General features: G+C 66.2%; 26 protein-coding genes. 4 read left to right on the forward strand and 22 right to left on the reverse strand.

Going from position 1 to position 25,913, the window contains the following annotated elements:
* Position 1: 1 nt before the first annotated feature.
* From miaB to ACX80G_RS12400, 5 genes are all read right to left on the reverse strand, one after another.
* A complete protein-coding gene (gene miaB / locus ACX80G_RS12380; RefSeq protein ID WP_459308047.1) occupies positions 2-1,525 on the reverse strand; it encodes a tRNA (N6-isopentenyl adenosine(37)-C2)-methylthiotransferase MiaB in 1,524 nt (507 codons plus the stop codon).
* 107 nt (positions 1,526-1,632) lie between these two features.
* Complete coding sequence (locus ACX80G_RS12385) at positions 1,633-2,943, reverse strand: coiled-coil domain-containing protein (protein ID WP_459307948.1); 1,311 nt, start codon at positions 2,941-2,943, stop codon at positions 1,633-1,635.
* Positions 2,944-3,189: 246 nt separating this feature from the next.
* A complete protein-coding gene (locus ACX80G_RS12390; protein ID WP_459307949.1) occupies positions 3,190-3,807 on the reverse strand; it encodes a regulatory protein RecX in 618 nt (205 codons plus the stop codon).
* Between the two features lie 6 nt (positions 3,808-3,813).
* The gene (gene recA / locus ACX80G_RS12395) at positions 3,814-4,887 is read right to left on the reverse strand and encodes a recombinase RecA (protein ID WP_459307950.1); all 1,074 of its coding nucleotides are present in this window, start codon (positions 4,885-4,887) and stop codon (positions 3,814-3,816) included.
* A 190-nt stretch (positions 4,888-5,077) separates the two neighbouring features.
* Positions 5,078-5,296, reverse strand: coding sequence for a DUF3046 domain-containing protein (locus tag ACX80G_RS12400; protein WP_459307951.1), 219 nt, complete (start codon positions 5,294-5,296; stop codon positions 5,078-5,080).
* Between the two features lie 99 nt (positions 5,297-5,395).
* Between ACX80G_RS12400 and ACX80G_RS12405 the strand changes: the two genes are divergently transcribed.
* Positions 5,396-5,869, forward strand: coding sequence for a MarR family winged helix-turn-helix transcriptional regulator (locus ACX80G_RS12405; RefSeq protein ID WP_459307952.1), 474 nt, complete (start codon positions 5,396-5,398; stop codon positions 5,867-5,869).
* An 81-nt stretch (positions 5,870-5,950) separates the two neighbouring features.
* Here ACX80G_RS12405 and ACX80G_RS12410 read toward each other — a convergent pair whose 3' ends face one another.
* The 6 genes from ACX80G_RS12410 to dapA form a co-directional block, all read right to left on the reverse strand.
* Positions 5,951-6,391 (reverse strand): helix-turn-helix domain-containing protein, encoded by a 441-nt coding sequence (locus ACX80G_RS12410; protein WP_459307953.1) that lies wholly within the window; start codon positions 6,389-6,391, stop codon positions 5,951-5,953.
* A gap of 126 nt (positions 6,392-6,517) precedes the next feature.
* Positions 6,518-7,027 carry a CinA family protein gene (locus ACX80G_RS12415; RefSeq protein ID WP_459307954.1) on the reverse strand — a complete coding sequence of 170 codons (510 nt, stop codon included), beginning with the start codon at positions 7,025-7,027 and terminating at the stop codon, positions 6,518-6,520.
* Entirely contained in the window at positions 7,027-7,650 is a 624-nt protein-coding gene (pgsA, locus tag ACX80G_RS12420) for a CDP-diacylglycerol--glycerol-3-phosphate 3-phosphatidyltransferase (RefSeq protein WP_459307955.1), read from the reverse strand. Before pgsA ends, ACX80G_RS12415 begins: the two co-directional genes overlap by 1 nt.
* Positions 7,651-7,659: 9 nt before the next feature.
* Positions 7,660-10,575, reverse strand: coding sequence for an FtsK/SpoIIIE family DNA translocase (locus ACX80G_RS12425; RefSeq protein ID WP_459307956.1), 2,916 nt, complete (start codon positions 10,573-10,575; stop codon positions 7,660-7,662).
* A gap of 136 nt (positions 10,576-10,711) precedes the next feature.
* The gene (locus ACX80G_RS12430) at positions 10,712-12,403 is read right to left on the reverse strand and encodes a ribonuclease J (RefSeq protein WP_459307957.1); all 1,692 of its coding nucleotides are present in this window, start codon (positions 12,401-12,403) and stop codon (positions 10,712-10,714) included.
* Positions 12,400-13,347, reverse strand: a complete 948-nt coding sequence (dapA, locus tag ACX80G_RS12435; RefSeq protein WP_459307958.1) for a 4-hydroxy-tetrahydrodipicolinate synthase — start codon at positions 13,345-13,347, stop codon at positions 12,400-12,402. Before dapA ends, ACX80G_RS12430 begins: the two co-directional genes overlap by 4 nt.
* A gap of 88 nt (positions 13,348-13,435) precedes the next feature.
* Here dapA and ACX80G_RS12440 point away from each other — a divergent pair, with 88 nt between their 5' ends.
* A complete protein-coding gene (locus ACX80G_RS12440; protein WP_459307959.1) occupies positions 13,436-14,608 on the forward strand; it encodes a heparan-alpha-glucosaminide N-acetyltransferase domain-containing protein in 1,173 nt (390 codons plus the stop codon).
* On the opposite strand, the gene ACX80G_RS12445 is transcribed toward ACX80G_RS12440, so the two are convergent.
* The 10 genes from ACX80G_RS12445 to ACX80G_RS12490 form a co-directional block, all read right to left on the reverse strand.
* On the reverse strand, positions 14,591-15,049 hold the full coding sequence (locus tag ACX80G_RS12445; RefSeq protein ID WP_459307960.1) for a hypothetical protein: 459 nt from the start codon (positions 15,047-15,049) through the stop codon (positions 14,591-14,593). The two genes, ACX80G_RS12440 and ACX80G_RS12445, sit on opposite strands and share 18 nt — an antisense overlap.
* 58 nt (positions 15,050-15,107) lie before the next feature.
* Complete coding sequence (locus ACX80G_RS12450; RefSeq protein ID WP_459307961.1) at positions 15,108-15,590, reverse strand: hypothetical protein; 483 nt, start codon at positions 15,588-15,590, stop codon at positions 15,108-15,110.
* Between the two features lie 5 nt (positions 15,591-15,595).
* On the reverse strand, positions 15,596-16,354 hold the full coding sequence (gene dapB, locus ACX80G_RS12455) for a 4-hydroxy-tetrahydrodipicolinate reductase (protein ID WP_459307962.1): 759 nt from the start codon (positions 16,352-16,354) through the stop codon (positions 15,596-15,598).
* Between the two features lie 43 nt (positions 16,355-16,397).
* Positions 16,398-16,880, reverse strand: a complete 483-nt coding sequence (locus ACX80G_RS12460; RefSeq protein ID WP_459307963.1) for a molybdenum cofactor biosynthesis protein MoaE — start codon at positions 16,878-16,880, stop codon at positions 16,398-16,400.
* On the reverse strand, positions 16,870-17,352 hold the full coding sequence (locus ACX80G_RS12465) for a MogA/MoaB family molybdenum cofactor biosynthesis protein (protein ID WP_459307964.1): 483 nt from the start codon (positions 17,350-17,352) through the stop codon (positions 16,870-16,872). Before ACX80G_RS12465 ends, ACX80G_RS12460 begins: the two co-directional genes overlap by 11 nt.
* Positions 17,349-17,834, reverse strand: coding sequence for a cyclic pyranopterin monophosphate synthase MoaC (moaC, locus tag ACX80G_RS12470; RefSeq protein WP_459307965.1), 486 nt, complete (start codon positions 17,832-17,834; stop codon positions 17,349-17,351). Before moaC ends, ACX80G_RS12465 begins: the two co-directional genes overlap by 4 nt.
* 20 nt (positions 17,835-17,854) lie before the next feature.
* A complete protein-coding gene (locus ACX80G_RS12475; protein WP_459307966.1) occupies positions 17,855-19,213 on the reverse strand; it encodes a molybdopterin molybdotransferase MoeA in 1,359 nt (452 codons plus the stop codon).
* A 74-nt stretch (positions 19,214-19,287) separates the two neighbouring features.
* On the reverse strand, positions 19,288-20,850 hold the full coding sequence (locus tag ACX80G_RS12480; protein WP_459307967.1) for a molybdopterin-dependent oxidoreductase: 1,563 nt from the start codon (positions 20,848-20,850) through the stop codon (positions 19,288-19,290).
* Position 20,851: 1 nt separating this feature from the next.
* On the reverse strand, positions 20,852-22,057 hold the full coding sequence (locus tag ACX80G_RS12485; protein ID WP_459307968.1) for a sensor histidine kinase: 1,206 nt from the start codon (positions 22,055-22,057) through the stop codon (positions 20,852-20,854).
* On the reverse strand, positions 22,047-22,853 hold the full coding sequence (locus ACX80G_RS12490) for a response regulator transcription factor (protein WP_459307969.1): 807 nt from the start codon (positions 22,851-22,853) through the stop codon (positions 22,047-22,049). The genes ACX80G_RS12485 and ACX80G_RS12490 overlap by 11 nt, the downstream gene beginning before the upstream one ends.
* 151 nt (positions 22,854-23,004) lie before the next feature.
* On the opposite strand from ACX80G_RS12490, the gene moaA reads away from it, so the two are divergent.
* The gene (gene moaA / locus ACX80G_RS12495) at positions 23,005-24,084 is read left to right on the forward strand and encodes a GTP 3',8-cyclase MoaA (RefSeq protein ID WP_459307970.1); all 1,080 of its coding nucleotides are present in this window, start codon (positions 23,005-23,007) and stop codon (positions 24,082-24,084) included.
* Positions 24,085-24,348, forward strand: a complete 264-nt coding sequence (locus tag ACX80G_RS12500; RefSeq protein ID WP_459307971.1) for a MoaD/ThiS family protein — start codon at positions 24,085-24,087, stop codon at positions 24,346-24,348. It begins immediately after the preceding gene.
* Positions 24,349-24,444: 96 nt separating this feature from the next.
* Here the strand turns inward: ACX80G_RS12500 and ACX80G_RS12505 are convergent, their stop codons facing one another.
* The gene (locus ACX80G_RS12505) at positions 24,445-25,911 is read right to left on the reverse strand and encodes a M16 family metallopeptidase (RefSeq protein ID WP_459307972.1); all 1,467 of its coding nucleotides are present in this window, start codon (positions 25,909-25,911) and stop codon (positions 24,445-24,447) included.
* Positions 25,912-25,913 lie beyond the last annotated feature (2 nt).

A 25,913-nucleotide genomic window follows, 5' to 3' on the forward strand; every position in this document is an offset into this window, starting at 1 on the left:
GTTAGGCGCCGCGGACCGGGAGCGAGGGCATCCCCAGCGACACAGCACCCGCAGTTGCGGCCCCGGGGCCGGTCGCACCGGGTGCCGGCGCACCGCAGGAATCGGCCTGGGACCTATCCCAGGCGTCGCCGGCCCGGGACCTGCGGATGTGAATGTCGGCGCCCGACGCTGGGTCGGCGACCAGGTGGAAGGCAGCGGCCTCGGTGACCGTAACAGTCACCAGGTCGCCGGGCCGGGGTGGCTCGACCCCGTCGGGTACCGAGAAGTGCACCAGCCGTTGATCGCGGGCCCTGCCTGACAGGCGGTGGGTTTCGCTGGCTTTGCGGCCCTGTTGGGCGGTCACCATCAGCTCGACGGTGCGTCCGAGCTGGAGTGCGTTTTCTTCGGCGGCGATCCGGTCCTGTAGAGCGGTCAGGCGCTCGAACCGTTCCTGCACCACAGCCTTCGGGATCTGGCCGGGCAGGTCCGCGGCGGGCGTGCCGGGACGCTTGGAGTACTGGAAGGTGAAGGCGGTGGCGAACCGGGACTGCTCGACGACGTCGAGGGTGGCCTGGAAGTCCGCCTCTGTTTCCCCGGGGAACCCGACAATGATGTCGGTGGAGATTGACGCGTGCGGCATCTTTTCCCGCACCCGGTCCAGGATGCCCAGGAACTTTGAGGAGCGGTAGGACCGGCGCATGGCTTTCAGAATCTGGTCGGATCCCGACTGCAACGGCATGTGCAGCTGGGGCATCACAGTGGGCGTCTCGGCCATCGCGTCGATGACGTCGTCGGTGAACGCTGCGGGGTGGGGGCTGGTGAACCTGACCCGTTCGAGGCCTTCAATGCTGCCGCAGGCACGGAGCAGTTTGGCGAATGCCCCCCGGTCGCCGAATTCCACCCCGTAGGAGTTGACGTTCTGTCCCAGCAGGGTGACCTCAATGGCGCCGTCGGCGACCAGCGCCTCAATCTCGGCGAGGATCTCCCCCGGGCGCCGGTCGCGTTCCTTGCCCCGCAGGGCCGGCACAATGCAAAAAGTGCAGGTGTTGTTGCAGCCAACCGAAATCGACACCCAGCCGGAGTAGACCGCGTCGCGCTTGGTCGGCAGAGTGGAAGGAAAGACATCGAGGGACTCGAGAATCTCCAGTTGCGCCTCGTTGTTGTGACGGGCCCGCTCCAGCAGGGCTGGGAGGGCACCGACGTTGTGGGTGCCGAACACTGCGTCAACCCACGGCGCCTTCTTCAGGATAGTGTCGCGGTCCTTCTGGGCGAGGCAGCCTCCAACGGCGATCTGCATGCCGGGATGTTTTTCCTTCACCGAGGCGAGCATGCCAAGGTTTCCGTACAGCTTGTTATCGGCATTTTCGCGGACCGCGCAGGTATTGAAGACGACGACGTCGGCCTGCGTGCCGGTGGCCGCCGTGTAGCCGGCGTTTTCCAGTAGCCCCGAGATCCGCTCGGAATCGTGGACGTTCATCTGGCACCCGTAGGTGCGAACCTCGTAGGTGCGCAGCGCCCCTGATAGTGGCGTGGGGTCTCCCGCCAGATCGGCGGCGGGATCTGCGGGAAGGGTAGGGGCGATAGGACTCACCCGTTAAGGGTACGTGTGCCGGGCGTGGCCCCACAATCGGCTCCGGGCGGGGGCAGGGGTGGTTAGTACCAGCCCACACGTTGGGAATGCTGCCAGGCGGCGCAGGGTGATCCGTACCGGCCCGAGATATAGCCCAGACCCCATTCGATCTGGGTGCGGTAGTTGGTGCGCCAGTCGGCGCCGGCACTGCCCATTTTACTGCCGGGCAGTGACTGCGGGATGCCGTAGGCGCCACTGGAGGGGTTGTTGGCGCTGGTCAGCCACCGGGATTCTTTGTTCCAGAGGTCTACCAGGCACTGGAACTCGCCGTCGCCCCATCCGAATGAGGAGAGGCGGGAGGAGGCGTAGGCCTGTGCTCCGGCAGGGTCGTCAACGATCGGTGCCGGGGCCGGCGGAGCTGGTGCAGGGGTTGGCGCGGGCGCGGGTACAGGGGCGGGCTCAGGGTGCGCCGGGGCAGGGGCCGGGCCCGGTAGGAGCGCTGGCGGACGTGGCGCCGGTGCCTGGGGCGCCGGCATCGGGGGCGCCTGTGTCTGGGGCGCCGGCATCGGGGGCGCCTGTGTCGAGGGCGCCGACTTCTGGGGGGTCGGCGGCCGACCTGCCGGATCCGCTACCGCGGGCGGTGCAGGAGCTCGGGGAGGTGCCGTGGTCATCTCAGCGGACTCGACCGCCGCCCGAACTAGCGCAGCAGCCTCTGCTGCCGCTTGCTGCTCGAGGAAGGCGGCCTGCTCCTGCAAGCCTTGAATGCGCTCGGCCTCCACCGAGGCCGTCGTGTCATTGAGCTCCGCGAGCTGTTCGAAGAGCACCGCGGCCCGGGCTTCCTGCTCCTGGACCCCGGCCCGCGCTGCAGCGTCGTCGCCCCGGGCGACGCTGAGACGGTCGGCGGCTTCGGCAGTGAGTTCACGGTGTCGGTTGGCGGCAGCGGCGTAGCGGTCCTGGAGGGATTCCACTTCCTGCTCCGCTGCTACGGCGTTGCTGTAAGAGCCGGCGGCACGATCGGTGACCCTTTCCAGCACCATCATCCGGTCGAGGAGATCCATGGCGCCCTCAGGATCCAGCAACGCCAGCATCCCGGTGTTCGTGCTTCCCGTCTTGTAGGAAAGAGCGGCAGCGGCTCCCGCTGCCTCGTGCTGGTCGGCCGACTCGGCTCGCGCATTGACGAGCTGGATCGCAAGGGTATCGGAGAGCCGCTCACTGACCCGTAGCTCCTCTACCGCGCGGGTGTGGTCGGCAGCGGATTCTACCGCCGCGTCACCCAGCTCTGCCGAGGTCGAGCGGAGCCCCTCCAACAGGGATTCGATGTCCGTGACCTGGCCCCGTTTGGCGGCGGCGTTGTCCTTGGCCTGACGAATGTCGTCCCAGGTCGGAAAGTCCAAGGCGACAGCGGGAGTAACTGGGGTCAGGAGCGAGGCACCAAGGACTAGCACGGCTAACGCTGCACCAGCGCCCATCCGTGCAGCAGTTAAAGTCCGCCCCAACCCGATCATGACGCTGCTCAGCCTACAGTTCAGGGTTCAGGGTCCGCCAGACCTTTGTTGGCCGATTAAGGGAACGAATGGATAACGGGTCAATGGAGCGAGACAACCCTGAACCAACCGGCTGCATCAAGTGGATGCGTCGGGTCAGTCGAGATCCGGACCAGCGCCGGTTCCCTCAGCATCATCGGCGTCAATGTCCCTAGCGGCCTCATCGAGCACCAATCTGACCACGCTGAAGGCCAGCGACGGGCCGTAGCCCTTGCGTCCTAGCATGCTCACCAGCCGTCGGGTCTCTTTGTCACGGGCGGCCCTATCCATGCACACGGCGCCAGGCCGGTGCTTGCGGCGGACGAGCTCTTCAGCTGCGTCGCGCTCCTCGTCGTCGCTCACCTGGGCGAGGGCCTCCTCGGCGATGTCTCCGTGGATACCTTTCCCGGCTAGTTCACGTTTCAGCGCGCTCCGGGCCAGCGACCGGGTCGAGGCCCGGCTCCTTACCCACATCATGGCGAATTCTGCGTCGTCAACCAGCTCGACCTCTTCGAACCGGTCCAATACGGCGACAGCCACCTCGTCCGGCACATCCCGCTCCGCTAGTTTGGAGGCGAGCTGATGGCGACTTTTTGGTGCCAGCGTCAGTTGGCGCAGCACGATCGAGCGGGCGGTCGCGTACAGGTCGGCATCGGGCTCGGAGGCCCGCTTTGCGGTTCCAGGGATGCCCTCTTCTGTCCCACCCCTGGAGCCGCCATTCCGTCCGAACGCCATGGTTGCCTAGCGGTTCTCTCCGCTAACCGCCTTCAGCTTGGGCTCAACCTTTGCCTTTGGCTCGACCGTTGCGTCCTCGGCCGCTACCCCGACGCCGAGCTTCTCGCGGATGCGGCGTTCCAGCTCGTCGGTGAGGTCTGGGTTGTCGAGTAGGAACTTCCGTGCGTTTTCCTTGCCCTGACCCAGCTGGTCCCCGTCGTAGGTGAACCAGGCACCGGACTTTTTGACCAGGCCGTTTTCGACGCCGACGTCGATCAGCCCGCCCTCGCGTGAAATTCCGTAGCCGTACAGGATGTCGAACTCGGCCTGTTTGAAGGGCGGCGCCATCTTGTTCTTGACTACCTTGGCGCGGGTCCGGTTTCCGACCGGGACCGCACCTTCCTTCAGTGTCTCGATCCGGCGGACGTCAATCCGGATGGACGCGTAGAACTTCAGCGCTTTACCACCGGTGGTTGTTTCGGGGCTACCGAAGAACACGCCGATCTTCTCTCGAAGCTGGTTGATGAAGATCGCTGTGGTTTTGCTCTGGGCGAGGCGACCGGTGATCTTCCGGAGCGCCTGACTCATTAGCCGTGCCTGCAGGCCCACGTGGCTGTCGCCCATGTCGCCCTCGATCTCGGCGCGCGGCACCAGTGCTGCCACCGAGTCGATCACGATCACGTCAATCGATCCGGAACCGATCAGCATGTCCATGATCTCCAGCGCCTGCTCGCCGGTGTCCGGCTGGGACACCAGGAGGGCGTCGGTATCGACACCCAGTCGTTTGGCGTACTCGGGGTCAAGGGCGTGCTCAGCATCGATGAATGCCGCAATGCCACCGTTGCGTTGCGCGTTGGCGACAGCGTGCAGGGCCAGGGTCGTCTTACCTGAGGACTCTGGACCGTAGATCTCCACGACCCTGCCCCGGGGAAGCCCGCCAATGCCCAACGCGGCGTCAAGCGCGATCGAACTGGTGGAAATGGTCTCAATTGGGGCGCGCACCTCATCGCCCAGACGCATCACCGAGCCCTTGCCATACTGCTTGTCGATCTGCGCGAGTGCTGCTTCGAGTGCTTTCTCGCGGTCTGCTGGTGCGGCCATTCTTCACCTCGGTTTGTTATGGCCGTGACGGCCTTTTTCGTGTTCAATTCGACCGTAACCCGGGGCACTGACAAATTGAGAAGCATCACGGCGTATGTGGATAACCATGACTGCCGTCTGTTAGAAATGATAGTCCTATCCGAACAAATATTCGAATAACTCGTGCGGCGTGTCAGGGGCTGGCCGGGCCCTAGGTGGGGGTGATGTCTCGGCCCAGGCGCCGTTCAAGTGGTACGTCCTGCAGCTCACACACCGCCGCCCAAATGTCCCGGGGTCCGATTCCTGCGCCGAGCGCCTCCACCGGAGTGCGACCCCCGAGTTCCGCCAGGACGATGGTGCGGGCCAGGGTACGGGAGTACCCGCCCCCAAACTCGTCATCCATAAGCCGCCAAAAGTCACTGGTTCGCATGGGGTAATCCTCTCACTTCTGCCCGGCTGGCGGTTCGACTTATTCTCCCAACGAAACTCTTTCCCCGGCGATTGTGTCGGTCACCATAGAATGAACCACATGACAGCCGAGCATCGTGAAGCCGACCCCACCGTTGACACTGCCATTCAGGCACTGGAGCAACAACTGAGCATGTTGTGGCGGAGGGCACGATCGAACTCCTACAAGGTGGCCAGGCGGGTCCACCCGGACATGGAGCCGGCTGCCTATGGGCTGCTGGTCATCCTCCAGCGCGAGGGTGCCATGAGACTGACGGACATCGCCGCGAGCATCGGCGTCGGGAAACCGTCGGTCAGCCGCCAGATCGCCATGCTCGAGCAGTTGGGGCTGGTGCAGAAGGAGGCCGACCCCCTGGACGGCCGCGCCCAATCCATCACCCTGACCCCCGCCGGATCGCAGCAGTTGGTCACCGCACAGACTGCCCGCAAGGAAGCGTTCCACAATCTGATGGATGACTGGGACGTCAAGGACCTCACCACCCTCGGCCAGCTGATCGCCCAGCTCAATGAGACGTACACCAAAGACAAGTGGTGATTGACCCACAACACAACCCGCCGGGATTGTCCCGGCGGGTTGTGTTTATACGGTCTCGGTGAGACTGCTTTGACCGCGCCGTTAGCGGTTCGTGGCTGCTAGTCCGCGGCTGAAATCGTTGGCGAGGTCATCGCGGATGTCTCCCACGAAAGCCCTGGCGAATTCCTGTGGGACGGTGTCGGGTACTGACACACCCTCCGCCTCGGCGAGACGCTCACTGACCTCGCGGAGCATGAGGGACAACGGGACGTCGAGCGCCGTGCAGATGGAGGAAAGAAGCTCGGAGGACGCTTCCTTCTGGCCTCGCTCCACCTCGCTCAGGTAACCCAGCGAGACTCGTGCGCTATGCGACACCTCGCGCAGTGTGCGTCCCTGCCGCTGGCGAACGTCCCGCAGGACATCCCCAATCTCGTGGCGTAGCACTACCATCTTGCGCTCCTTCGGCTTCCGCTGTGCGTCATCCGCCAACCCCACATCCCGCCAACGGACTACTCCGTTTATGGATACGGGTTGCTTTACCATCTGAATCGCCATGCTCCCTCGTTGCATTTGAACCGGAGTCTCCTTACGGAGCTGTACCGGCTTCGTAGTGTCAAGCCTAAGCTGTCAACCTGTTCAATGGCTGACAGTAATGATAACTGTTCGGTCCTAGGATTTGTTCCCTGCGTCCTGCTCTCGCAATACAGCACTCAATTGGTCCAGTGCGGCAGCACACGCACGCTGGCGCACCTCCTCCCGGTCGCCGTCGAACAGGTACTCGCTGACAGTTGTTCCGGCCGCCGACGCGACAGCAACGAAAACTGTACCGACGGCTTTGCCCCCGTGGGGTTCGGGCCCGGCGGCCCCGGTGGTCGACACGGCCAGATCAGCGGTGAACACCCGGCGCGCCCCGTCAGCCATTTGGCGGGCGACGACGGCGTCCACGGCTCCGGTTGCCGCAAGCCCATCGGCGTCAACACCGAGAACATCCACCTTGACCCTGTTCTGGTAGGTCACCGCCCCGCCCTGAAAAACAGCGGACGCGCCGGGTACCGCTCCGAGCTCCGCGGCAACCAGCCCGGCGGTCAGCGATTCGGCTGTCGCGACGGTCAGGTTTCGGGTGGCAGCCAGGCTGACCACCTCGGCGGCGGACCCCGACGCGTCGGCGGAGGTAGCCATTACGACGTTGGGCCGGGCTGTCCCGGTGCGCGGGCGTCGCGTCGCAGCCGGACCGCCTGCACAATGTAGTCCAGCCCGGTGATGACGGTGACAGCAACGGCCGTGAGCATCACGGCGATGGCCAGCCAGGAATACCAGTCCCCCACCAGACCGGCGAGCGGGAGCAGGTACAGGAAGATCGCGAAGGTCTGGATCACGGTTTTGAGTTTCCCGCCCCGCGAGGCGGGCATCACCCCATACCGGATGACGGCGAAGCGCAGCACGGTAATGCCGAGTTCACGGACCAGGATCACGATGGTCACCCACCACCAGAGTTCGCCCAGGATTGAGAGCAGGATCAGGGCAGAGCCGATCAGCAGCTTGTCGGCGATCGGATCCGCGATCTTCCCGAAGTCGGTGATCAGCCCTCGGCTGCGGGCCAGGTCGCCGTCCAGCTTGTCGGTGTAGATCGCGACGGCGAAGACCGCCACGGCCAGCCAGCGGAACAACCCCCCGCTGCCGTCGTCGGCTGAGTCGTCGAGGAGCAGGAACCAGATGAAGAACGGGACCAGCAGGATCCTCACCACCGTAAGGACGTTGGCGATGTTCAGCGTAGGGACCTGTTTGGCCGGAGGGATACTCACGGCTCAAGGCTACCTTCCCGTGAGGGACCAGGCGTCAGTGGAACCGTCAGCGTCGTCGTCGGACCCGTCGTGATACTGACCCGTCTGGCGGCGGGCCTCAAGGTCGTCGGCCACCAGATCGATGGGCGCCGCAGCGCTGGCGGCCGGTTCGTCGGGGACCGAGACCGGGCCGTCGCCGCGCATCGCGCCGAGCACGGCGGCCAGGTCATCCGGCTTGACCAGCACATCACGGGCCTTGGAGCCCTCCGAGGGGCCCACCACGCCGCGGGACTCCAGCAGGTCCATCAGTCGGCCCGCCTTCGCGAACCCAACCCGCAGTTTACGTTGCAGCATGGAGGTGGACCCGAACTGGGTGGTGACCACCAGTTCGGTGGCCTGCAGCAGGACGTCGAGATCATCCCCAATGTCGTCGTCGATCTGCTTCTTCGGGGCCTCGACGGCCACGTCCTCCCGGTAGTTGGCCTTCAACTGACCCTTGACGTGTTCCACCACGCGGTGGATTTCGGATTCGGTGACCCAGGCGCCCTGCACGCGCATCGGCTTGGAGGCGCCCATCGGGAGGAAGAGCGCGTCGCCCTGACCAATCAGTTTCTCGGCGCCTGGCTGGTCCAGGACCACGCGGGAGTCGGTGACCGACGACGTCGCGAACGCCATCCGTGACGGCACGTTGGCCTTGATCAGGCCGGTGACGACGTCGACCGACGGTCGCTGGGTGGCGAGGACCAGGTGGATACCGGCGGCACGCGCCAACTGGGTGATGCGCACAATCGAGTCTTCGACGTCGCGTGGTGCCACCATCATCAGGTCGGCGAGCTCATCGACGATGACCAGCAGATAGGGGTAAGGGCGGACCACGCGCTTCGATCCCTCGGGCGGGATGACCTTCCCGTTCCGGACGGCTTTGTTGAAGTCGTCGATGTGCTTGTACCCGTAGTTGGCGAGATCGTCGTAGCGGGTGTCCATTTCGCGGACTACCCACTGGAGCGCCTCGGCAGCCTTTTTGGGGCTGGTGATGATGGGGGTGATCAGGTGGGGAACGCCTTCGTAGGCGGTGAGTTCCACGCGTTTGGGGTCGACCATCACCATGCGCACCTCGTCGGGGGTGGAACGCATCAGGATCGACGTGATCATCGAGTTCACGAACGATGACTTACCGGCGCCGGTGGCACCAGCGACCAGCAGGTGGGGCATCTTGGCGAGGTTGGCGACGACGAACCCGCCTTCAACGTCCTTGCCGACGCCCATCACCATCGGGTGGTCGGTTTTGCGGGCGTTGCCGGAGCGCAGGACGTCGCCCAGCGACACCGTCTCGCGGTCGGTGTTGGGGATCTCGATGCCGATCGCCGACTTGCCCGGGATCGGCGACAGGATGCGGACGTCGGAGCTCGCCACCGCGTAGGAAATGTTCTTGGACAGGGCGGTCACCCGCTCCACCTTGGTGCCCGGTGCCAGCTCGATCTCGTACCGGGTCACCGTGGGACCGCGGGAGAACCCGGTAACTTTGGCATCCACGTGGAACTGGTCGAGGGTGTGGGTCAGCGCGGCGACCACCGAGTCGTTGGCGTCGGAGCGTTCCTTGGGAGGGGTTCCCGCGGGTAGGTAGTCCGACGGCGGGAGGGTGTAGGTGACATCACCGGCCAGTTGCAGCTGCTCGGTCCGCTGCGGCATGGGGGTTGGCGGTACCTGCGGTTGCACGGGGGTCGAGGGAACCCGGGGCACCGCTGTGGGGAGCACTGCCATGGCTTCGGTGGCCGGTTCGGGGCTCTGGGCGCCCGGGTCGTGTCCGGGGTCGTGGGGATCAGCCGGGATACCGTGATCCTGCTTGATCTTCTCGGTAGCCCGTTCCTGCTGGGTGGGACGACGGACCCCCGGCGGTACCCGCGGCTCCGTGGGAGCAGCGGCCTGGTGCCCCCGCTGGTCCTGGGCATCGTGATCGACGTCGTCGTCCACCACCGCCCGCTCAAACGCCTCGTCGCCGACGTAGCCGTCCAGCTCAGCCTGCTCCCGGTCAGCCGCGCGGTCACGTCCGAAGAGGCGCATCCTTCGCTTGGGCTTCTTCGTGGGGGTGGAGGGGCGTTCGTCGAGGTAGCTCTGGTCGTGCTTCCCGTCGGCGGCTTCGCCGTCACCACGCTCGCCCTTCTTCTGCCGATCCTCGTCAATGAGGTCCTGCCCCATGAGGTGTTCATACAGGGCCCGGAGCCGGGAGGGGATATGCCGGAAGGGGGTGGCGGTAACGATAAGCACGCTCAAAAAGATCAAGACCGACAGCAGAACAACCACTGGCCAGACGGTCAGGATAGCGCTCAGCGGGCCAGCAACCAGGAAGCCAACCACTCCCCCGGCCTGCCACAGGCGTTCGAAGCCGTCCACGAGGGCGGGCGCCCCGCCGGAGAGGTGCGCGATACCGGAGCCAGCGAACAAGGCGATGGTCATGCCGATGCCGACCCGGTTGTTGGCACGGTGATTCTCGGGGTACCTGAAAAGACGGACCGCACCGATCAGCAGCATGAACGGCACCAGCAGCGCCATCCAGCCGAACGTTCCGGCGGCGACAGCGTGCACGACGTCGGCGCCGGGCCCGGTCAGTGCCCACCACTCGACTGCGGCAACGGCAACGCTAAGAATCATGAGGAACAGGCCTGTGCCATCCCGGCGCAGTTCCTTCTCCGGGCGGACATCATGACCAAACTTGCGGACTCCCGATGCAACCATGTGGGCCAGGCCCATCCATAGTCCCCTCAGGGCGCGCAGCGGCAGGGGAAGGGTGTCACCGGGCTGCACGGGCTGCTGTTTGGTCGGTTGCCGGGTGCTGCCGCCACTTTTGGTAGCACCGCTGCGGCCCGAAGTTGAACGCGCAGCAGTCGAAGTGTTCTTACCGCGCGACTGCTGTGAACCTCTGGGGCCCGGGGAAGTACGAGTCGCCATGGAGCTAACGGTACCGGACATCGCCCCGGATTTCCGGGACATACGCGGCCGGTTCTGCACTGCCGCCTGCACAGCTGCCCGCCAGGTGAGCGAGTTCGGTGGGCATCGAGGCCTATGCCCAGTGGGTCCCGGTCGCCTAGGCCTCCAGGACCACCGGGATGATCATGGGCCGACGGCGATAGCGACGGTTCACCCACGTGCCAATCACCCTGCGGACCACCTGCTGCAACTGGTACACGGTGTGGTCCTTGTTACTCATGACGGCTTCCTCGAGTGCCGCGTTGAGCTGGGGCTTGATCTCGTCGAACACCGAGTCGTCTTCGGCGAAGCCCCGGGCGTGAATGTCGGGACCCGACACGATCTTTCCGGTGCTCCGGTTGACCACGGTGACGATGGAGATGAACCCCTCTTCGCCGAGGATGCGGCGGTCCTTGAGATCGGCGTCGGTGATCTCCCCGATGCTCGACCCGTCCACGTAAACGAACCCACATTCCACCGCCCCAACGATGCGGGCGACACCATTCGCCAGGTCGATCACCGAGCCGTCGTCGGTCAGCAGCACGTTCTCGGTGGGGACGCCGGTCTGCTCGGCCAGCCGGGCGTTGGCGATCAGGTGCCGGGTTTCACCGTGTACCGGCATCACATTGCGTGGCCTGATGATGTTGTAGCAGTAGAGCAGTTCGCCCGCCGCAGCGTGCCCGGAGACGTGGACCTTCTCGTTGCCCTTATGGATGACGTCGGCACCGAGCTTGAGTAGCCCGTTGATCACCCTGAACACCGCGTTCTCGTTGCCGGGGATGAGGAAGGATGCGAGGATCACCGTGTCGCCCTTGCCCACGGTGATTCTGTGGTCGCCGTTGGCCATCCGGGACAGGGCCGCCATCGGCTCCCCCTGGGACCCGGTGGACATCAGCACCACTTTGTCGTCGGGCAAACTGTCGACGTTCTTGATGTCAACGAGGATTCCGTCGGGGACTTTCAGGTACCCCAACTTCGTGGCGATGGTCATGTTCCGCACCATTGATCGCCCGGCGAAGCAGACGAAGCGCCCGTGGGCTTCGGCGGCGTCGAGTACCTGTTGGACCCGGTGGATGTGGGACGAGAACGAGGCGACGATAACCCGTTTGGTGACCTGTCCGAACAGCCGGTTCAGGACCGGGCCGATCTCGCGTTCAGCGGTGGTGAAACCGGGCACGTCGGCGTTCGTGGAGTCGACCATGAACAAGTCAACCCCCTCCTCGCCGAGCCGCGCGAACGCCCTCAGATCGGTGATGCGCCCGTCCAGCGGAAGCTGGTCCATCTTGAAGTCCCCGGTGTGCAGGACGTTTCCGGCAACAGTGCGGATGAAGACGGCGAGGGCATCCGGGATGGAGTGGTTGACCGCCACGAACTCGCATTCGAACGGGCCGAACTGCTCAATCTGCCCCTCGGTAACGGTGAGGGTGTAAGGAGTGATCCGGTGTTCCTGCAGTTTCGCTTCGATCAGGGCCAGCGTGAGCTGGGAGCCGATCAGCGGGATGTCTTTCTTGTGCCGCAGCAAATAGGGGACGGCGCCAATGTGGTCCTCATGACCGTGCGTCAGGACCAGGCCGACGACGTCGTCGAGCCGGTCCTCGATGTACGAGAAGTCGGGGAGGATCAGGTCGACGCCGGGCTGGGTTTCTTCGGGGAACAGCACTCCACAGTCGACGATCAGAAGTTTGCCGTTCAGTTCGAACACCGCCATGTTCCGGCCAATTTCGCCGAGACCGCCCAGTGGGACGATGCGCAGCACGCCCGGCGCGAGGTCCGGTGGGGCGATGAGTGCTGTGGCGGCCGACACCGTCATGCCCGGGTTCCCTCCGAGCGGCGGGTGGAGCGCGGGCGGTCGAAGTTCATCCCCGCTTCGGCCAGGTCGGCGAGAATGGGCTCCATCTCGGTGGTGGAGGGCCCTACGAGGGGCAACCTGACCACAGCGTTGGGGATGAGGCCCTGCATTTCGAGGATCTGCTTCGCTGAGACAGTACCGGGGAGGTGGGTCATGACTGCGCGGACCACCGGATCAAGCTCGAAGTGGATCCGGCGGGCGGTGTCGACGTCGCCCGCGCCGGCGGCGTCGACCAGTGCTCTGAACTGGGCAGTGGCGACGTGCGCGCTGACGCTGACCACGCCAACGCCGCCGGCGATCATCCAGGGCAGGGTGAGGCCGTCGTCGCCGGAGTACACGTCGAGGGTGGTGTTGGCGAGCACCCGGGTGATCTCGGCGAAGTCAGCTTTCGCGTCCTTCAGCGCCACGATCTTCGGGTTGTCCGCCAGCCGGATCATGGTCTCGGTGCGGATCGGGATTCCGGACCGGCCCGGAATGTCGTAGATCATGATGGGCAGATCCGTGGCTTCGGCGACCGCCTCGAAGTGGGCCAGCACACCGGCCTGGGTGGGCTTGTTGTAGTAGGGGGTCACCACCAGTTGACCGTCGACGCCGGCGCGCACGGCGCGCTGCGCCATCTCGATGGAGTGCGAGGTGTGGTTGGTGCCAGTGCCGGCGATGACCTTGGCACGCCCGCCCACCGTTTCGACGACTACCCGGAAGAGGTCTTCCTTCTCCTGGTCCTCGAGCGTTGACGTCTCTCCGGTGGTACCGGAGATCACCAGCCCGTCGCAGCCGTCGTCGACCAGCTGATTAGCGAGCTGGGCGGTGGCCTCGAAGTCAACGCTGCCGTCAGCGTGGAACGGGGTCACCATCGCTATGGCCAGGGTGCCGAAGGGAAGGGTGCGGGTGTCGGTGTGAGCCATGGGTAAAACGTTACCCGCTTCGGCACTGATTGGCGCCCGCCACGCATCCCCGCCGCGGTGCGACTCCCCGCCGTGAGACGATCAGGTCATGGTATCTGGCAAGGCAACCCGTCGACTGAGCGGAGTCGACGCCGCCCGCGGCGTGGCTCTTTTCGGGATGATGAGCACCCATATTTTCCCCCTCTATGTTCCGGGTAGCGCGACCGCCACCTGGGTGGCGCTGGTCTTCTCCGGGCGGGCATCGGCCCTGTTCGCCGTCGTCGCCGGACTTGGCCTGGCCTTGCTGACCGGAGGGCACCGGATCCATAACCGCCCGTCGTTGGGGATGGACCGCCGGGGTATCGCAGCCCGGGCCGCGGTGATCATGCTGATCGGGCTGATGCTTGGCGGACTGGAAACCAACATTGCCATCATCCTGTTCCACTATGGGGTGCTGTTCCTGCTTGCCCTGCCGTTCGTGTCGATGCCCCTGCGGCGCCTCGCGTGGTGGGCTGCCGGGTGGGTGCTCCTCTCCCCCGTCGCCGCGTACCTGCTGCGGCCGTGGATCGCGGACACCGTCAGCCCGCCATCGGTGGGCGGTAACCCCCTGTTTGAAACGCTGCTTGAACCGGCAACCCTGCTGGCTGACATCACGGTGACCGGCTACTACCCGGCGCTGCAATGGCTGAGCTACCTCCTGATCGGGATGGCCGTCGGTCGGCTGCCGCTGAGAGACCTTCGTGTGCAGCTGGGACTCGTCGTTTCCGGTGCCGCAGTGGCCCTTGCGGCGAAGGCGGCCAGCGGCTACCTGCTGGGACCGGCCGGCGGCCTGACGGCACTATTGCAGACCCCCGACGGCAGCCGGTACCCGCTGGAGGCGATGATGAACGTCAGCCTGACCGGTGTTGACCAGTCGGGCTCGTGGTGGTGGTTGGCGGTCAGCGCCCCCCATTCGGGCTCTCCGCTGGATCTGCTGCACACCAGCGGGACGGCTGCCCTGGTGATCGGGCTATGCCTGCTCGCGACCCGGCGGTTTGAATCCGCGCTGCTCCCCTTGTCCGCGGCGGGCGCGATGACCCTGACCCTGTACACCCTGCATATCTGGACCATGAGCATTGTCGACGCCCAGAATCCCGTGCCGGAACCGTCTCTGGTCTACTGGGGACAGGTGGCCGTCTTCGTCGTCCTGGGGGTGCTCTTCCTGAAGGTCAATGCCCGCGGGCCGTTGGAGCTGGTCACCTCGGGTGCGTCCCGGACGGCTCGGTCAGGCCTGGGCAGCTGACGCTGGCTCGGAGCGGCGGCGGGCGTGATTGACGCCGTGGACTGTCAGGAGAATCCCGGCCAGCATGCAGCCGGCCACGAGCAGCAACGGACCAGCACCGACCGGGCTGATCAGCAGACTCATCAGGATCTGGTAGCTGGTCGATTCGCTGATGCCATCTGGTGCGGGGATGAACCTGGCGTAAGGATTCATCCCCTGTAGGGAGAACACCACCGACGACACTCCCGCCACCACCATCAGGAGGGCCAGCAACCAGGCTGCCATGAAGAACGGGTTGACCGACCGTTTACCCGTGACGCGGTGCCGGGTGGTCCCATCATCGGTCCGGCGCTGCCCCGCCTCACCGTAGTTGCCGTCGTCGCCGTGTGTTGCCTGACGATCACCTGACGCACCCACTTCGGTGATGATGACCCGGTCCGTATCGTCTCTCTCAGTCCCCATGGGGCGACTCTACGGATCTTCTGCCGCGGAGCCAACCGGGTGCACCCGCCACGGGAGGTTAGCGGGCTGTTGCGTACAGTTTCCCGGCCGTCCGCATGGAGCGCCGGGCACGGGTCCTGTCCCCGGCTGCGTCGTAGGCGCAGGAGAGCCTGAACCAGCCCCGCCAGTCCTCAGGTGCCGCTTCTACTTCCGCCTGGTATTCGGGGAACCGGGCGTCGGCCGCCGACCTGACAATCCGGCCAGCGGGAGTCCGGGGGAGGTCGTCGATGGGTAGCCTCCCTTCGGCGTCGAGGTCGTTGGCCATCTTCGACGTCTGCAGCCCGAACAGGAGTTCGCGGATCATGGCCCAGCCGCCGATCAACGGCAGCAAGAGATAGGCGAGTCCCAGGGCCTTGGCCACCAGATCGGGGTCGGCCAGGAGGATGATGCTGCGTTGCAGGGCGACGACGAGCCAGAAGACGAGCAGCAGGCTCACCAGGGCCACCCCCACCTTGGAACGGTGGCGCTTCAGGGTGCCGAAGAATCCAACAGTTTCAGCCATGCGGCTCACGCTTCCAGATCGAGGTAGCCGTCCAGCCCCACCGTCAGGCCGGGGTGGGATGCGACGCCGCGGACACCCAGCAGGACGCCGGGCATAAACGACTCGCGGTGATACGAATCATGACGGATGGTGAGCTGCTCCCCCGCGCCGCCCAGGAGCACCTCCTGGTGCGCCACCAGACCGCGCAGCCGCACCGAATGCACCCGGACGCCGTCGACGTCGGCGCCGCGGGCACCGTCACGCTCACTGGTGGTCGCGTCGGGACTCAGCGGGAGGCCGGCTTCGCGGCGGGTCTGGGCGATCAGGGTTGCCGTCCGGACGGCAGTGCCGGAGGGCGCATCGATCTTGTCGGGGTGGTGCAGTTCGATAATCTCCACCGACTCGAAATATCGGGCGGCGCGGGCGGCAAAAGCGGTGGCGAGTACCGAGCCGAGCGCAAAGTTGGGGGCGATCAACACGCCGGTCGCCGGGTGGTCGACCAGGAGGGTGCGGAGCCGGTCCAGGCTGGGCTCGTCCCAGCCGGTGGTGCCCACCACGGCGTGGATGCCGCGTTCGACGGCGAATGTCACGTTCGCGAGCGTCGCGTCGGGCACCGACAGATCAACGATGCACTGCGCGCCGGCGGCCACGAGGGTGTCCAGCGAATCGAGCCGCCCCAGGGCGGCGACGAGGTCAAGGTCCGGCGCGGCGTCGATGGCTTTGACCGCTTCCGACCCCATCCGCCCGGCGGCTCCCAGCACGGCGACGGCAAGTTGTTCAGTCATAACACCCAACCCTACTGATCAGGTACTCTCCTGCCCATTTGGGTCAGGAGTCCGCCCCGGCGGCCGGAGGTTCAGTGCCGCCACCGGTGGAGGCTGCACTGCCGGCCCCGACCCATTCGACGGTACCGTCGGTGAAGAACTGTTCTTTCCAGATGGGGACCCTCTCCTTGACTGTGTCCACCAGTTCCGAGCACGCGGCGAAGGCCTCGCCGCGATGCGCGGAGGCGACTGCTGCCACCAGCGCAGGATCACCGATAGCCAACGGGCCGACGCGGTGTGCCACCCAGATCCGGACGCCGTCATACCGGGCGGCGATCTCGTCGGCGATCCCGGCGATGATCCGCCCGGCACTGGGATGCGCCGTGTAGCTCAGGGAGGTGACTTCTCGGCCGCCGTCGTGATTCCTGACCACGCCGCCGAACCCGACCACAGCGCCGCAGTCCGCAGCGTCGACCCGCGCGAGGGCCTCGTCGAGACTGATGCTGTGCTGCGCGAGGGACACATGCACCACACTGCTAGTGTTCACTTTTTCCTTCCAGCTGGGAGCAGATGTGCCCCAGCAGCGGTTTGAGGACGGCCAGGCCGTCCTTGACCCCGCCGGGCGAGCCGGGCAGGTTGATGACGAAGGTGGTGCCCGCGGTACCGGCATGGCCCCGGCTGAGCGCCGCCGTCGGCACCTTTTCGGTACCGACGCGGCGGACGGATTCCATGATGCCGGGCAGATACCGCTGGAGGTACGGTGCGGTTTGTTCGGGGGTGACATCGTCGGGGCTGAGCCCGGTCCCGCCGCTGGTGATGAGCACCGAGGGTGAACCGGTGAGTGCCGCACCGATCGCCAGGCCCACCTGGTCGCCGTCGGGCACCACGTGTGCCTGCTCCGCCGCGAAACCGTTCTCCAGCAGCCAGCCGAGGATGACCGGGCCACACTCGTCCTGGTAGATCCCGGCGGCGGCCCGGGTGGACGCGATGATTACTGCTGCGGTGCGCTGCCCGGTCATGCCGTCCAGTCCCCGCTTTTGCCGCCGGACTTCGCCAGTACCCGCGTGTCGGTGATGACGGCGCGCTTGTCCACGGCCTTGATCATGTCGTAGAGCGCCAGAGCTGCCAGCGACGCCCCGGTCAGTGCTTCCATTTCGACGCCGGTGACCGCCGTCGTCTTGACCAGGCAGGTGATAGTGACCGTGTTGTCGGCGGCACTGAAGTCGACGGTGATTTTGCTCAGCGGCAGCGGATGGCACAGCGGGATCAACGAGGAGGTCTGCTTGGCGGCCATGATCCCGGCCACCCGGGCGACAGCCAACGCGTCACCCTTGGGGAGCCCGCCGGCGGTGATCAGGCCCACCACCTCGGCGGTGGTGCGCAGGACGGCTTGCGCGGTGGCCTCGCGCGGCGTTTCGGTCTTGGCTGACACGTCAACCATGTGCGCGCTGCCGTCCTCGCGCACATGGCTGAGCGACGCCGGGCCGGTGTTCTCGGTCATGCTGTCCTCACTGTCATGCTTCAAAATCGTGTGCCTTCGGTGGCGAGCGGGTGCGACGCCGGGATCCCGAACGCGGGGCTACCTTGCACTCCATCCACCAGCCAGACCGACACCAAGTCCCCTGCTGTGAGGTTTCCGGTGCCCACGGGCAGGTGCACCAGCACATTCGATTCCGCCAACGCGTGGATCAGGTGCGATCCGGGGCCGCCTATCAGCCTAACCGTTCCGACCGGCTCCCCCGCTGCCGCCCGGGGGGTGTACCAGCCCCGCCTGACCTGGTGTTTCGCTTCCGGTGATGTCACGTCGTTTTCAAGGGCGGCGATCAGCGACACCCGAGGGTGTGGGACGCCTGCGACGGCGGTGAGTGCCGGCCGGAGGAACATTTCGAAGGATACGAGAGCGCTGACCGGGTTGCCGGGGAAACCGAGGAACGGAACCCCGCCGATCGTCCCGAGCGCCTGCGGTCCGCCGGGTTGCATAGCGACCGCGAGGAACTCGACGCTGCTATTGGCCAGCGCCTGTTTCACCACCTCATAGGCACCCTGGCTGATCCCGCCGGTGGTGAGGATCAGGTGGATGCCGCTGCTGGCGACGGCGGAGAGAGCTTCCCGCAGGAGCGTCGGGTTGTCGTCCATCAGCCGGTGCCTGACGACGGCGGCGCCAGCGTCGAGGAGCGCGGTTTCCAGGAGGGTGGTGTTGGCGTCGAAAATCTTCCCGGGTTGCGGCGTGCTCCCGGGCTCCTGGACTTCGTCGCCGGTGGTCAGCAACAGGACGGTGAACGGGCGGCGCACCGGGACGCTGGCCACACCGCAGGCGGCGAGGAGCCCCAGCTGGGCCGGGCCAAGCAGCGTACCGGCGGCAAGCGCGACGGTCCCGGCGGCGATGTCGCTGCCGGTCCGGCGGATGAACGCTCCGGATTCGACTGTGCCGGGCAGGCCGACGGTCAGCTCCTCGCCCGAGTCGTAGTCTTCGGCCGAGTAGAACTGGGCTGGAGTCACCCGTTCGATGGGAACGACGGCGCCCGTGCCCCGCGGGATCATGGCACCGGTCATGATGGGCGCCGCCGTGCCCTGCACCAGCTCCGGCGGTTCGATCCCGGCGGGGATGGGCGCGCCGACGCTCAGGGTTCGCCCAGCCGGGTCGCCCGCCGAGCCAAGATCGGCCTCGTGGACGGCGTACCCGTCCATCTGGGAATTGTCGAACGGGGGCAGGCTCACCGGGGCCAGCAGGTCGGAGTCCAGCACCCGTCCGCGGGCGTCGGCCAACCGTACCCGCTCGGTGACCTCGTCGTCGTCGGACCGGTGGCCGGCGGGGTAGCTGCTGCTGTAGCGGAGCAGCCCCAGCACGGCCTGTTGATGTTCCTCGACGCTTCTGATCATGGGGTCCCTACTTGCCGTCACGATTGCCTCTGGTTCTCCACCCTAGTGCCCGGCGGACGGTAGCGGCGGGATGGTCAGGAAACGGTGAACGACACGGTGTGGAGTCCCGTGGCGCCGTCGGGGGCCACCGGCGCCAGGCTCTCCTCCTGGCTGGTGCCAGTGGCATCGGTGGCCCGCACCTGCACGCTGTGGGTCCCCGGTTCCAGATCCACGTCGGCGGAGAACTGACGCCAGGTGTCCCTGGAAATTTCAGACCCGAGGCGGGCCTGCTGCCACTGCCCGCCGTCAACCCTCACCTCCACCGTCTCGATTCCGCGGTGCTGGGCCCAGGCGTAGCCGGCGATCGTCACGGTTCCCGCCGGCACCGTGGCATTGTTCCGGGGCACGTCTATCCTTGATGAGGTCTTGACCGGGCCACGCTCGGACCAACCGCGCGTGGACCAGTAGGCGACGTCGTCGTCGTAGCGGGTGACCCTCAACTCGGTCACCCATTTGGTCGCGGACACGAACCCGTACAGTCCGGGCACCACCAGACGCACCGGGAAACCGTGCTCCATCGGGAGGGTTTCCCCGTTCATCCCGACGGCGATCAGCGCGTCCCGGTCATCGGTCATCGCTGCCAGCGGGGTGCTGGCGGTGAACCCGTCGATGCTGCGGGACAGCACCATGTCGGCGCCGTCCTGCACACCTGCCCGAGCCAGCAGTTCGCGCACGGGCCAGCCGAGCCACTTGGCGTTGCCAATCAGGTCCCCACCGACCACGTTCGAGACGCAGGCGAGGGTGATGTAGCGCTCTACCAGGGGCAGGGCGAGAAGCTCGTCGAAGGTTAGCTCGACCTCCTGTTTCACCATGCCGGTCACCCGCAGCCGCCAGGAGTGCGGGTCGACGACCGGCACTACCAGGGCGGTGTCGATCCGGTAGTAGTCGTCGTTCGGGGTGACGAGGGGCGGGACTCCGTCGACGCCGAGATCGGCCCCGGCGGGGATGACCGCGGTGGCGGCCGGGTCGGCGCTCGCCGTCGGTCTCGGCGTGGGGAGCACGATCAGCTCCCGGGCCCGGGTCACCAGCGACTGGCTGTTCCGCACTCCGGCGGCCGCGGCGCCGGTGACTACTGCCACGGCACCCCCGACGCCCACCCCGGCCAGGAAACGCCGCCGCGCCACCGGCCCGGGGCTTACGGCGTCCCCGTTGTCCCGCCGGGGCTGCCACGCCAGCAGCCTGTCGATCAGGATGCTGATCAGCATGACGCCGAGCACCAGCGCGACCACCGGGGCCGCGAACGATGCCGTCGATGACTGAGGTCGGGTGGCGACCGCTGCGATCCCGGCCAGCCCGAACGCGAGCACTACTGCGGCCCCGGCGCGGCGCCACCGGTACTCAAGCATCCCGGCGCCCGCCGCCACTACGGCAATGACCATCAACATGGTGATGAGGAACACGAGCTTGTCGGCTGTGCCGAACGTTTCGATCGCCCAATCCTTCACTCCCGGCGGGAGCACATCGATGACCGTGGAGCCGGTCGCTGTCACCGGGGAGAGGGAGGGGCTTGCCAGTGCTGCTGTCAGCTCGGCCGCAATCACCGCGATAGCCACCGCAATCATGCCGGTGAGGGCTGCCCAGCCTTTGGTCCGCGCCATCTCAGTGTTCTCTCTCTACTGTGCTGGAGATACCGGGGGTACCCGCGCTATCCACTGTGCTGGTGGGGGTGTCGCCGTCGTCTCCGTACCCGGCCAGGGGAAGCACAGCTGTGAAGCAGCAGCCGTCGAGGGTGGTCTCGACGGCGAGGCTTCCGCGGTGCGCGCCGATGATTCCGGCGGCCACGCTGAGCCCCACACCGGTTCCGGTGTAGCCGCCTGTTTCTCGTCGGGGATTCTTCTGCCAACCGGCGATAAAGACCTGGTCCAGGTCGTCGACGGCGATCCCCCCGCATTCGTCAGCCACCGTGAGCACCGCATTGTCGCCCAGCCTGGACAGGCCGATCCTGACCCTGGTTTTTTCCCCGGTGTAGAGGATGGCGTTGAGGATCAGGTTGCGGACCGCCCTGGACATCATCGGCCCGTCGCCGGGCACTATCGGGTTGTCCCCTCCGTCGCCCTCAACGGCAACGCCCCGCTGCGCTGCCAGCGGCATCAGGTCGGCGATGGCGTCGCTCACCACGTCGTACAGGTGGAGCGGCTCAGACGACAGGTGCAGGCTACCCTCCTGGATTTTTGACAGCTCGAGCAGTCCGTTGATCATCACCGCCATCTGGTCGGTCTGGGAGATGAGCTGGGAGTGGTAGCCGGAGACGTCGGCGGCAAGGCCGTCTTCGAGGGCCTCTGCCATGGCCCTCATGCTCGCCAGCGGGGTCCGCAGATCGTGGGATATCCAGGTGACCATCTTCCGGCGTGAATCCTCGATTGCTGCTTCTCGACGGCGTGACTGTTCCAGCCGGGCGCTCGTCCTTTTCAGTTCCTGTGCCAGGGATGCCAGCTCCGAGCTCATGGATTCTGGGCCGAGCTGGATTGTCTCTCCCGCCCCGATGCTGCGCGCCGCCGTCGCCAACTGCACTGCGTTCCGTGCAACCCGCGTCCCCAACAGCAGGGACAGGCCGAACGCTACAAGCGACGCCACACCGATGATGTACCACATGATCTGCAGGTCCAGGGCGGTGATCACCATGGCGTTGACGGCGCTGATCATGCCCGCCACGAGGACCCCGATGGTCGCGAACAGCACCAGGCAGAACTGGACCACCAGGGATGAACGGCGCAGCAGCCGCAGCAGGGCGAACGTCGCAGCACCGATCACCACCGCCCAAAGGAGGGCTAGCGAGACGATCGAGAGCAGCTGGTCAGTGGTCATCGCTGCCTCCCCCGGTCGCTGCTGAACCGGCCCCAGGTCCGGCTCCGGCCGCGTTGAAGCGGTAGCCGACCCCCCAGACGGTCTGCAGCAGGCGGGGACTGGTGGGGTCCACTTCGATTTTCTCCCTGACCCGCCTGACATGGACGGTCACCGTTGAAAGGTCACCGAATTCCCACCCCCAGACGGAGCGGATCAGCTCGTCACGGGTGAACACCTGCCGGGGATGATGCAGGAACCAGGCCAATAGTTCGTACTCCCGCACGGTCAGGTACAACTCGGTCCCACGGTGTTCGACGGTTCGGGCTGCGGGGTCCAGCCGGAACCCGGCGACGTCGACAGGTTGGTCAGGGCTGGTGTCAGGAGTTCCTCTACGCAGCACTGAGTGGACCCTGAGCACCAGTTCACGGGGCGAGAAGGGTTTTGTCAGATAGTCATCCGCGCCGGCTTCCAGCCCATGGACGCGGTCGTCCAGAGTTCCGAGCGCGGTGAGCATGATGATTGGAAGGGTCCGGCCCGAAGGGTAGGCGGGGGCAGAACGGATCCGCCGACAAACTTCCATCCCATCCAGGCCGGGCAGCATCCGGTCAAGGATCATGAGGTCCGGCCTGCTGGTCTGGGCGAGATGCAGGGCCGTGACCCCATCGGCCGCTGTGTCCACAGCAAATCCTTCCTTAAGCAGGTAATCCCGCACCACCTGGCGGAGCACCGATTCGTCCTCAACGACCAGGATTCGTCGTTGCCCCGGCGGAAGGTCGCCGGGATGGGCGTTGCGCGGCACTTTCGAGGGGGTGGACACCCTCCTATCCTAGATTTCTCCGGCTGCATCAACCTCCCGTTTACCCGCTGGCGGGTAATTTGTTCGTGTTCTGGAAGGAATCGGGGATTCCCGTGACCTGTCGGACGCACACGAAATAGAGACCGCAGCTGAAAGGGCGTAATCTCGAAGGATGGGAATTGAACTGGGAATGCCGCATCTCGGGGTCCAACGCCCCACCGATGCCGGGCCGGGGCTCATGGATAGTTTTGGCCGAAAGGCCACTGACATGCGGCTGTCGTTGACAGATAAATGCAATCTGCGCTGTACCTACTGCATGCCCGCCGAAGGACTGGACTGGCTGCAGAAATCGGCTGTCTTGTCCCGCGAGGAAATTGTCAGACTGGTGCGGATCGGCGTCGACACCCTCGGTGTGCGTGAATTGCGTCTGACAGGTGGCGAGCCTCTGGTCCGCGCCGACCTGCTGCAGATCATCGGAGACATCCGCGCCAATCACGCCGACCTGCCGATCTCCATGACGACCAACGGCCTCGGCCTGGACAAGAAGGCCCGCGCCCTCAAGGATGCCGGCCTGAGCCGGATCAACGTGTCAATGGATTCCCTGCACCCCGACACGTTCGCCCAGCTCACCCGCCGCCCGTTCCTGGACCGGGTCCTGCGCGGTATTGAGGCTGCAGCCGAGGTGGGGCTGGGTCTCGTCAAGATCAACGCCGTCCTGATGCGCGGCATCAACGACGAGGAAGCACCGGATCTTCTTGAGTGGGCGGTGTCCAAGGGCTTCGAGCTGCGTTTCATCGAACAGATGCCCCTGGACGCCGATCATGGGTGGACCCGCGACGGTATGATCACCGCCCTGGAGATGCGGACCCTCCTGGAGCGCCAGTTTGTGTTGACGCCCGACCCCCGCAACCGCGACGGCGCTCCCGCCGAACGCTGGGAGGTGCGCCGGATCGCGGCACCCGACATCGTCGTCGGGACCGTCGGCATTATCGCGTCGGTGACCGAGCCTTTCTGCGCCGACTGCCGGCGTACCCGGGTCACCGCCGAGGGCAAGATCATGAGCTGCCTGTTCTCGCGCGAAGAGACCGATCTGCGGGACCTGCTGCGCTCAGACGCCGACGACGACGCCATCGCCGCCCGCTGGCAGGACGCCATGTGGGCCAAGCCCAAGGCGCACGGAATGGGCCATGTGGGGCTGGGGTCGGCCGACTTTGTGCAGCCGGACCGCAGCATGAGCGCGATAGGCGGCTAGATGCTGGTCCGATACTTCGGCGCCGCGCAAGCCGCAGCCGGTATGGCAGAAGAGCGCCTCGACCTCGGTCCGGCGTCACTCGACGCGGTGCTGGAGCACATCACGGTCCGCTACCCGCTACCGGTTCGGGTGGGCGGGCCGGCGATGCCCGAGGTGATTGCCCGGAGCAGCTTCCTCCTGAACGAGGTGGCCGCCCGGGACCGCAACCGGGTGCTCGTTGTCGGCGACGTCCTGGACATCCTGCCGCCCTTCGCCGGCGGCTAACAAACCTACGCCCCACCCCTGCGTCATCAGCCTTAAGCACCGGCGACGCGCCCCGGGCGGGGTGCGTCGCTGATGGCTTAAGCGTGTTCCGGCCGACTAGTGACCGAAATCCGCCGGGGTATCAAACGGCCCGACGACGGTGATGGTGCGCGGCGCTGCAGCCAGTTCGGCGGCCAGTTCCCGTACCTGCTCTTCGGTGACGGCGTTGACCCGGGCCAGAACCTCATCCAGGCCGAGGAACTCCCCCGACACCAGTTCGGCCCTGCCGAGCCGCGACATCCGCGACCCGCTGTCCTCAAGCGCCAGCACCATGCCACCGGAGAGCTGCCCGACGGCGCGGCGCAGTTCCTCGGCTGAGATGCCATCAGCCGCGAGCCGGTCCAGCTCAGCGCCGAGCAACCCGATCACCTGACCGGTCTTCGCCGGCGAGCACCCCGCATACATGGCGAAGTAGCCAGCATCCGCGTAGGAGGCGGAGAACGAGTAGGTCGAATAGACCAGTCCTCTCTTCTCCCGGATCTCCTGAAACAGCCGCGACGACATGCCACCCCCCAGGACAGCGTTCAGCACGCTCATCACGAACCGGCGGCCGTCGGTCGCGGTGATGGACGGGCAGCCGACCAGGATGTTCGCCTGCTCTACAGCGCGCCGGATGACCCGGATCCCCCCGGTGCTTTCAATCGGCACCGGCGTAGCCGACCGACGGGCGACGGGTAGCGCCTCGGCCTCCAGGGTCCAGCCGGCGGTCCGCAACGCGTCGAGTACCAGGCCACAGACCACGTCGTGGTCCAGTCCTCCGGCCGCGGTGACGACCAGTTCCGACGGCCGGTAGTACTGGCGGTAATGCGCCAGTACCGAGTCGCGGGGCACCGCCTTGATGGCGTCGGGAGTGCCACCGATGGGGCGGCCCAGCGGGTGGGACCCGAGCACCGCCCCGACGAACTCTTCGTGGGCGACGTCGGCGGGGTCATCGCTGTCCATCGCAATTTCCTCGAGAATGACGTCGCGTTCCTGCTCCAGCTCGTCGGCGTCGATCACTGCTGACGTGACCATGTCCGCAATCACGTCGATCGCCATCGGCAGGTCGGCGTCAAGGACCCGGGCGAAGTAGCAGGTGTGCTCTTTCGCGGTGGCGGCATTCGATTCGCCGCCCACCTCATCGAAGGCCTCGGCGATTTCCAGCGCGGTGCGCCGCGTGGTGCCCTTGAACAGCAGGTGCTCCAGGAAATGGGTGGAGCCGTGCTGGCCTTCGGCCTCGTCCCGTGACCCGACCCCCACCCAGAAACCGATGGTCGCCGACCGCTGACCGGGCATCGCCTCGGTCAGCACGCGGACCCCGCCGGGGAGCACCGACCGGCGCACGACGGCGCCGCCCAGCGTTCCGGCGACAAGCGTCGGATCCTGGCCGGCGTCAGTGCCGTCGGCTGAGGGCGCGGGGGTGGGCAACAGCGGCAGGACGATCGACGTCGGCCCGGTACGATTCTCTTGTGAAACGACCAACGGCCCTGCTCCCGACGACGTGTCGGGAACAGGACCGGAGGCGTTGTTAGCTGATACAACCATTT

This window comes from Arthrobacter glycogeni, from assembly GCF_054510815.1.

Bases quoted from the DNA above. Each gene is read 5' to 3' on its own strand.
- ACX80G_RS12390 (WP_459307949.1), bottom strand. From the start codon at position 3,807: ATGGCGTTCGGACGGAATGGCGGCTCCAGGGGTGGGACAGAAGAGGGC.
- recA (WP_459307950.1), bottom strand. From the start codon at position 4,887: ATGGCCGCACCAGCAGACCGCGAGAAAGCACTCGAAGCAGCACTCGCG.
- ACX80G_RS12400 (WP_459307951.1), bottom strand. From the start codon at position 5,296: ATGCGAACCAGTGACTTTTGGCGGCTTATGGATGACGAGTTTGGGGGC.
- ACX80G_RS12405 (WP_459307952.1), top strand. From the start codon at position 5,396: ATGACAGCCGAGCATCGTGAAGCCGACCCCACCGTTGACACTGCCATT.
- ACX80G_RS12410 (WP_459307953.1), bottom strand. From the start codon at position 6,391: ATGGTAAAGCAACCCGTATCCATAAACGGAGTAGTCCGTTGGCGGGAT.
- ACX80G_RS12415 (WP_459307954.1), bottom strand. From the start codon at position 7,027: ATGGCTACCTCCGCCGACGCGTCGGGGTCCGCCGCCGAGGTGGTCAGC.
- ACX80G_RS12425 (WP_459307956.1), bottom strand. From the start codon at position 10,575: ATGGCGACTCGTACTTCCCCGGGCCCCAGAGGTTCACAGCAGTCGCGC.
- ACX80G_RS12430 (WP_459307957.1), bottom strand. From the start codon at position 12,403: ATGACGGTGTCGGCCGCCACAGCACTCATCGCCCCACCGGACCTCGCG.
- dapA (WP_459307958.1), bottom strand. From the start codon at position 13,347: ATGGCTCACACCGACACCCGCACCCTTCCCTTCGGCACCCTGGCCATA.
- ACX80G_RS12440 (WP_459307959.1), top strand. From the start codon at position 13,436: ATGGTATCTGGCAAGGCAACCCGTCGACTGAGCGGAGTCGACGCCGCC.
- ACX80G_RS12445 (WP_459307960.1), bottom strand. From the start codon at position 15,049: ATGGGGACTGAGAGAGACGATACGGACCGGGTCATCATCACCGAAGTG.
- ACX80G_RS12450 (WP_459307961.1), bottom strand. From the start codon at position 15,590: ATGGCTGAAACTGTTGGATTCTTCGGCACCCTGAAGCGCCACCGTTCC.
- dapB (WP_459307962.1), bottom strand. From the start codon at position 16,354: ATGACTGAACAACTTGCCGTCGCCGTGCTGGGAGCCGCCGGGCGGATG.
- ACX80G_RS12465 (WP_459307964.1), bottom strand. From the start codon at position 17,352: ATGACCGGGCAGCGCACCGCAGCAGTAATCATCGCGTCCACCCGGGCC.
- moaC (WP_459307965.1), bottom strand. From the start codon at position 17,834: ATGACCGAGAACACCGGCCCGGCGTCGCTCAGCCATGTGCGCGAGGAC.
- ACX80G_RS12475 (WP_459307966.1), bottom strand. From the start codon at position 19,213: ATGATCAGAAGCGTCGAGGAACATCAACAGGCCGTGCTGGGGCTGCTC.
- ACX80G_RS12480 (WP_459307967.1), bottom strand. From the start codon at position 20,850: ATGGCGCGGACCAAAGGCTGGGCAGCCCTCACCGGCATGATTGCGGTG.
- ACX80G_RS12485 (WP_459307968.1), bottom strand. From the start codon at position 22,057: ATGACCACTGACCAGCTGCTCTCGATCGTCTCGCTAGCCCTCCTTTGG.
- moaA (WP_459307970.1), top strand. From the start codon at position 23,005: ATGGGAATTGAACTGGGAATGCCGCATCTCGGGGTCCAACGCCCCACC.
- ACX80G_RS12500 (WP_459307971.1), top strand. From the start codon at position 24,085: ATGCTGGTCCGATACTTCGGCGCCGCGCAAGCCGCAGCCGGTATGGCA.
- ACX80G_RS12505 (WP_459307972.1), bottom strand. From the start codon at position 25,911: ATGGTTGTATCAGCTAACAACGCCTCCGGTCCTGTTCCCGACACGTCG.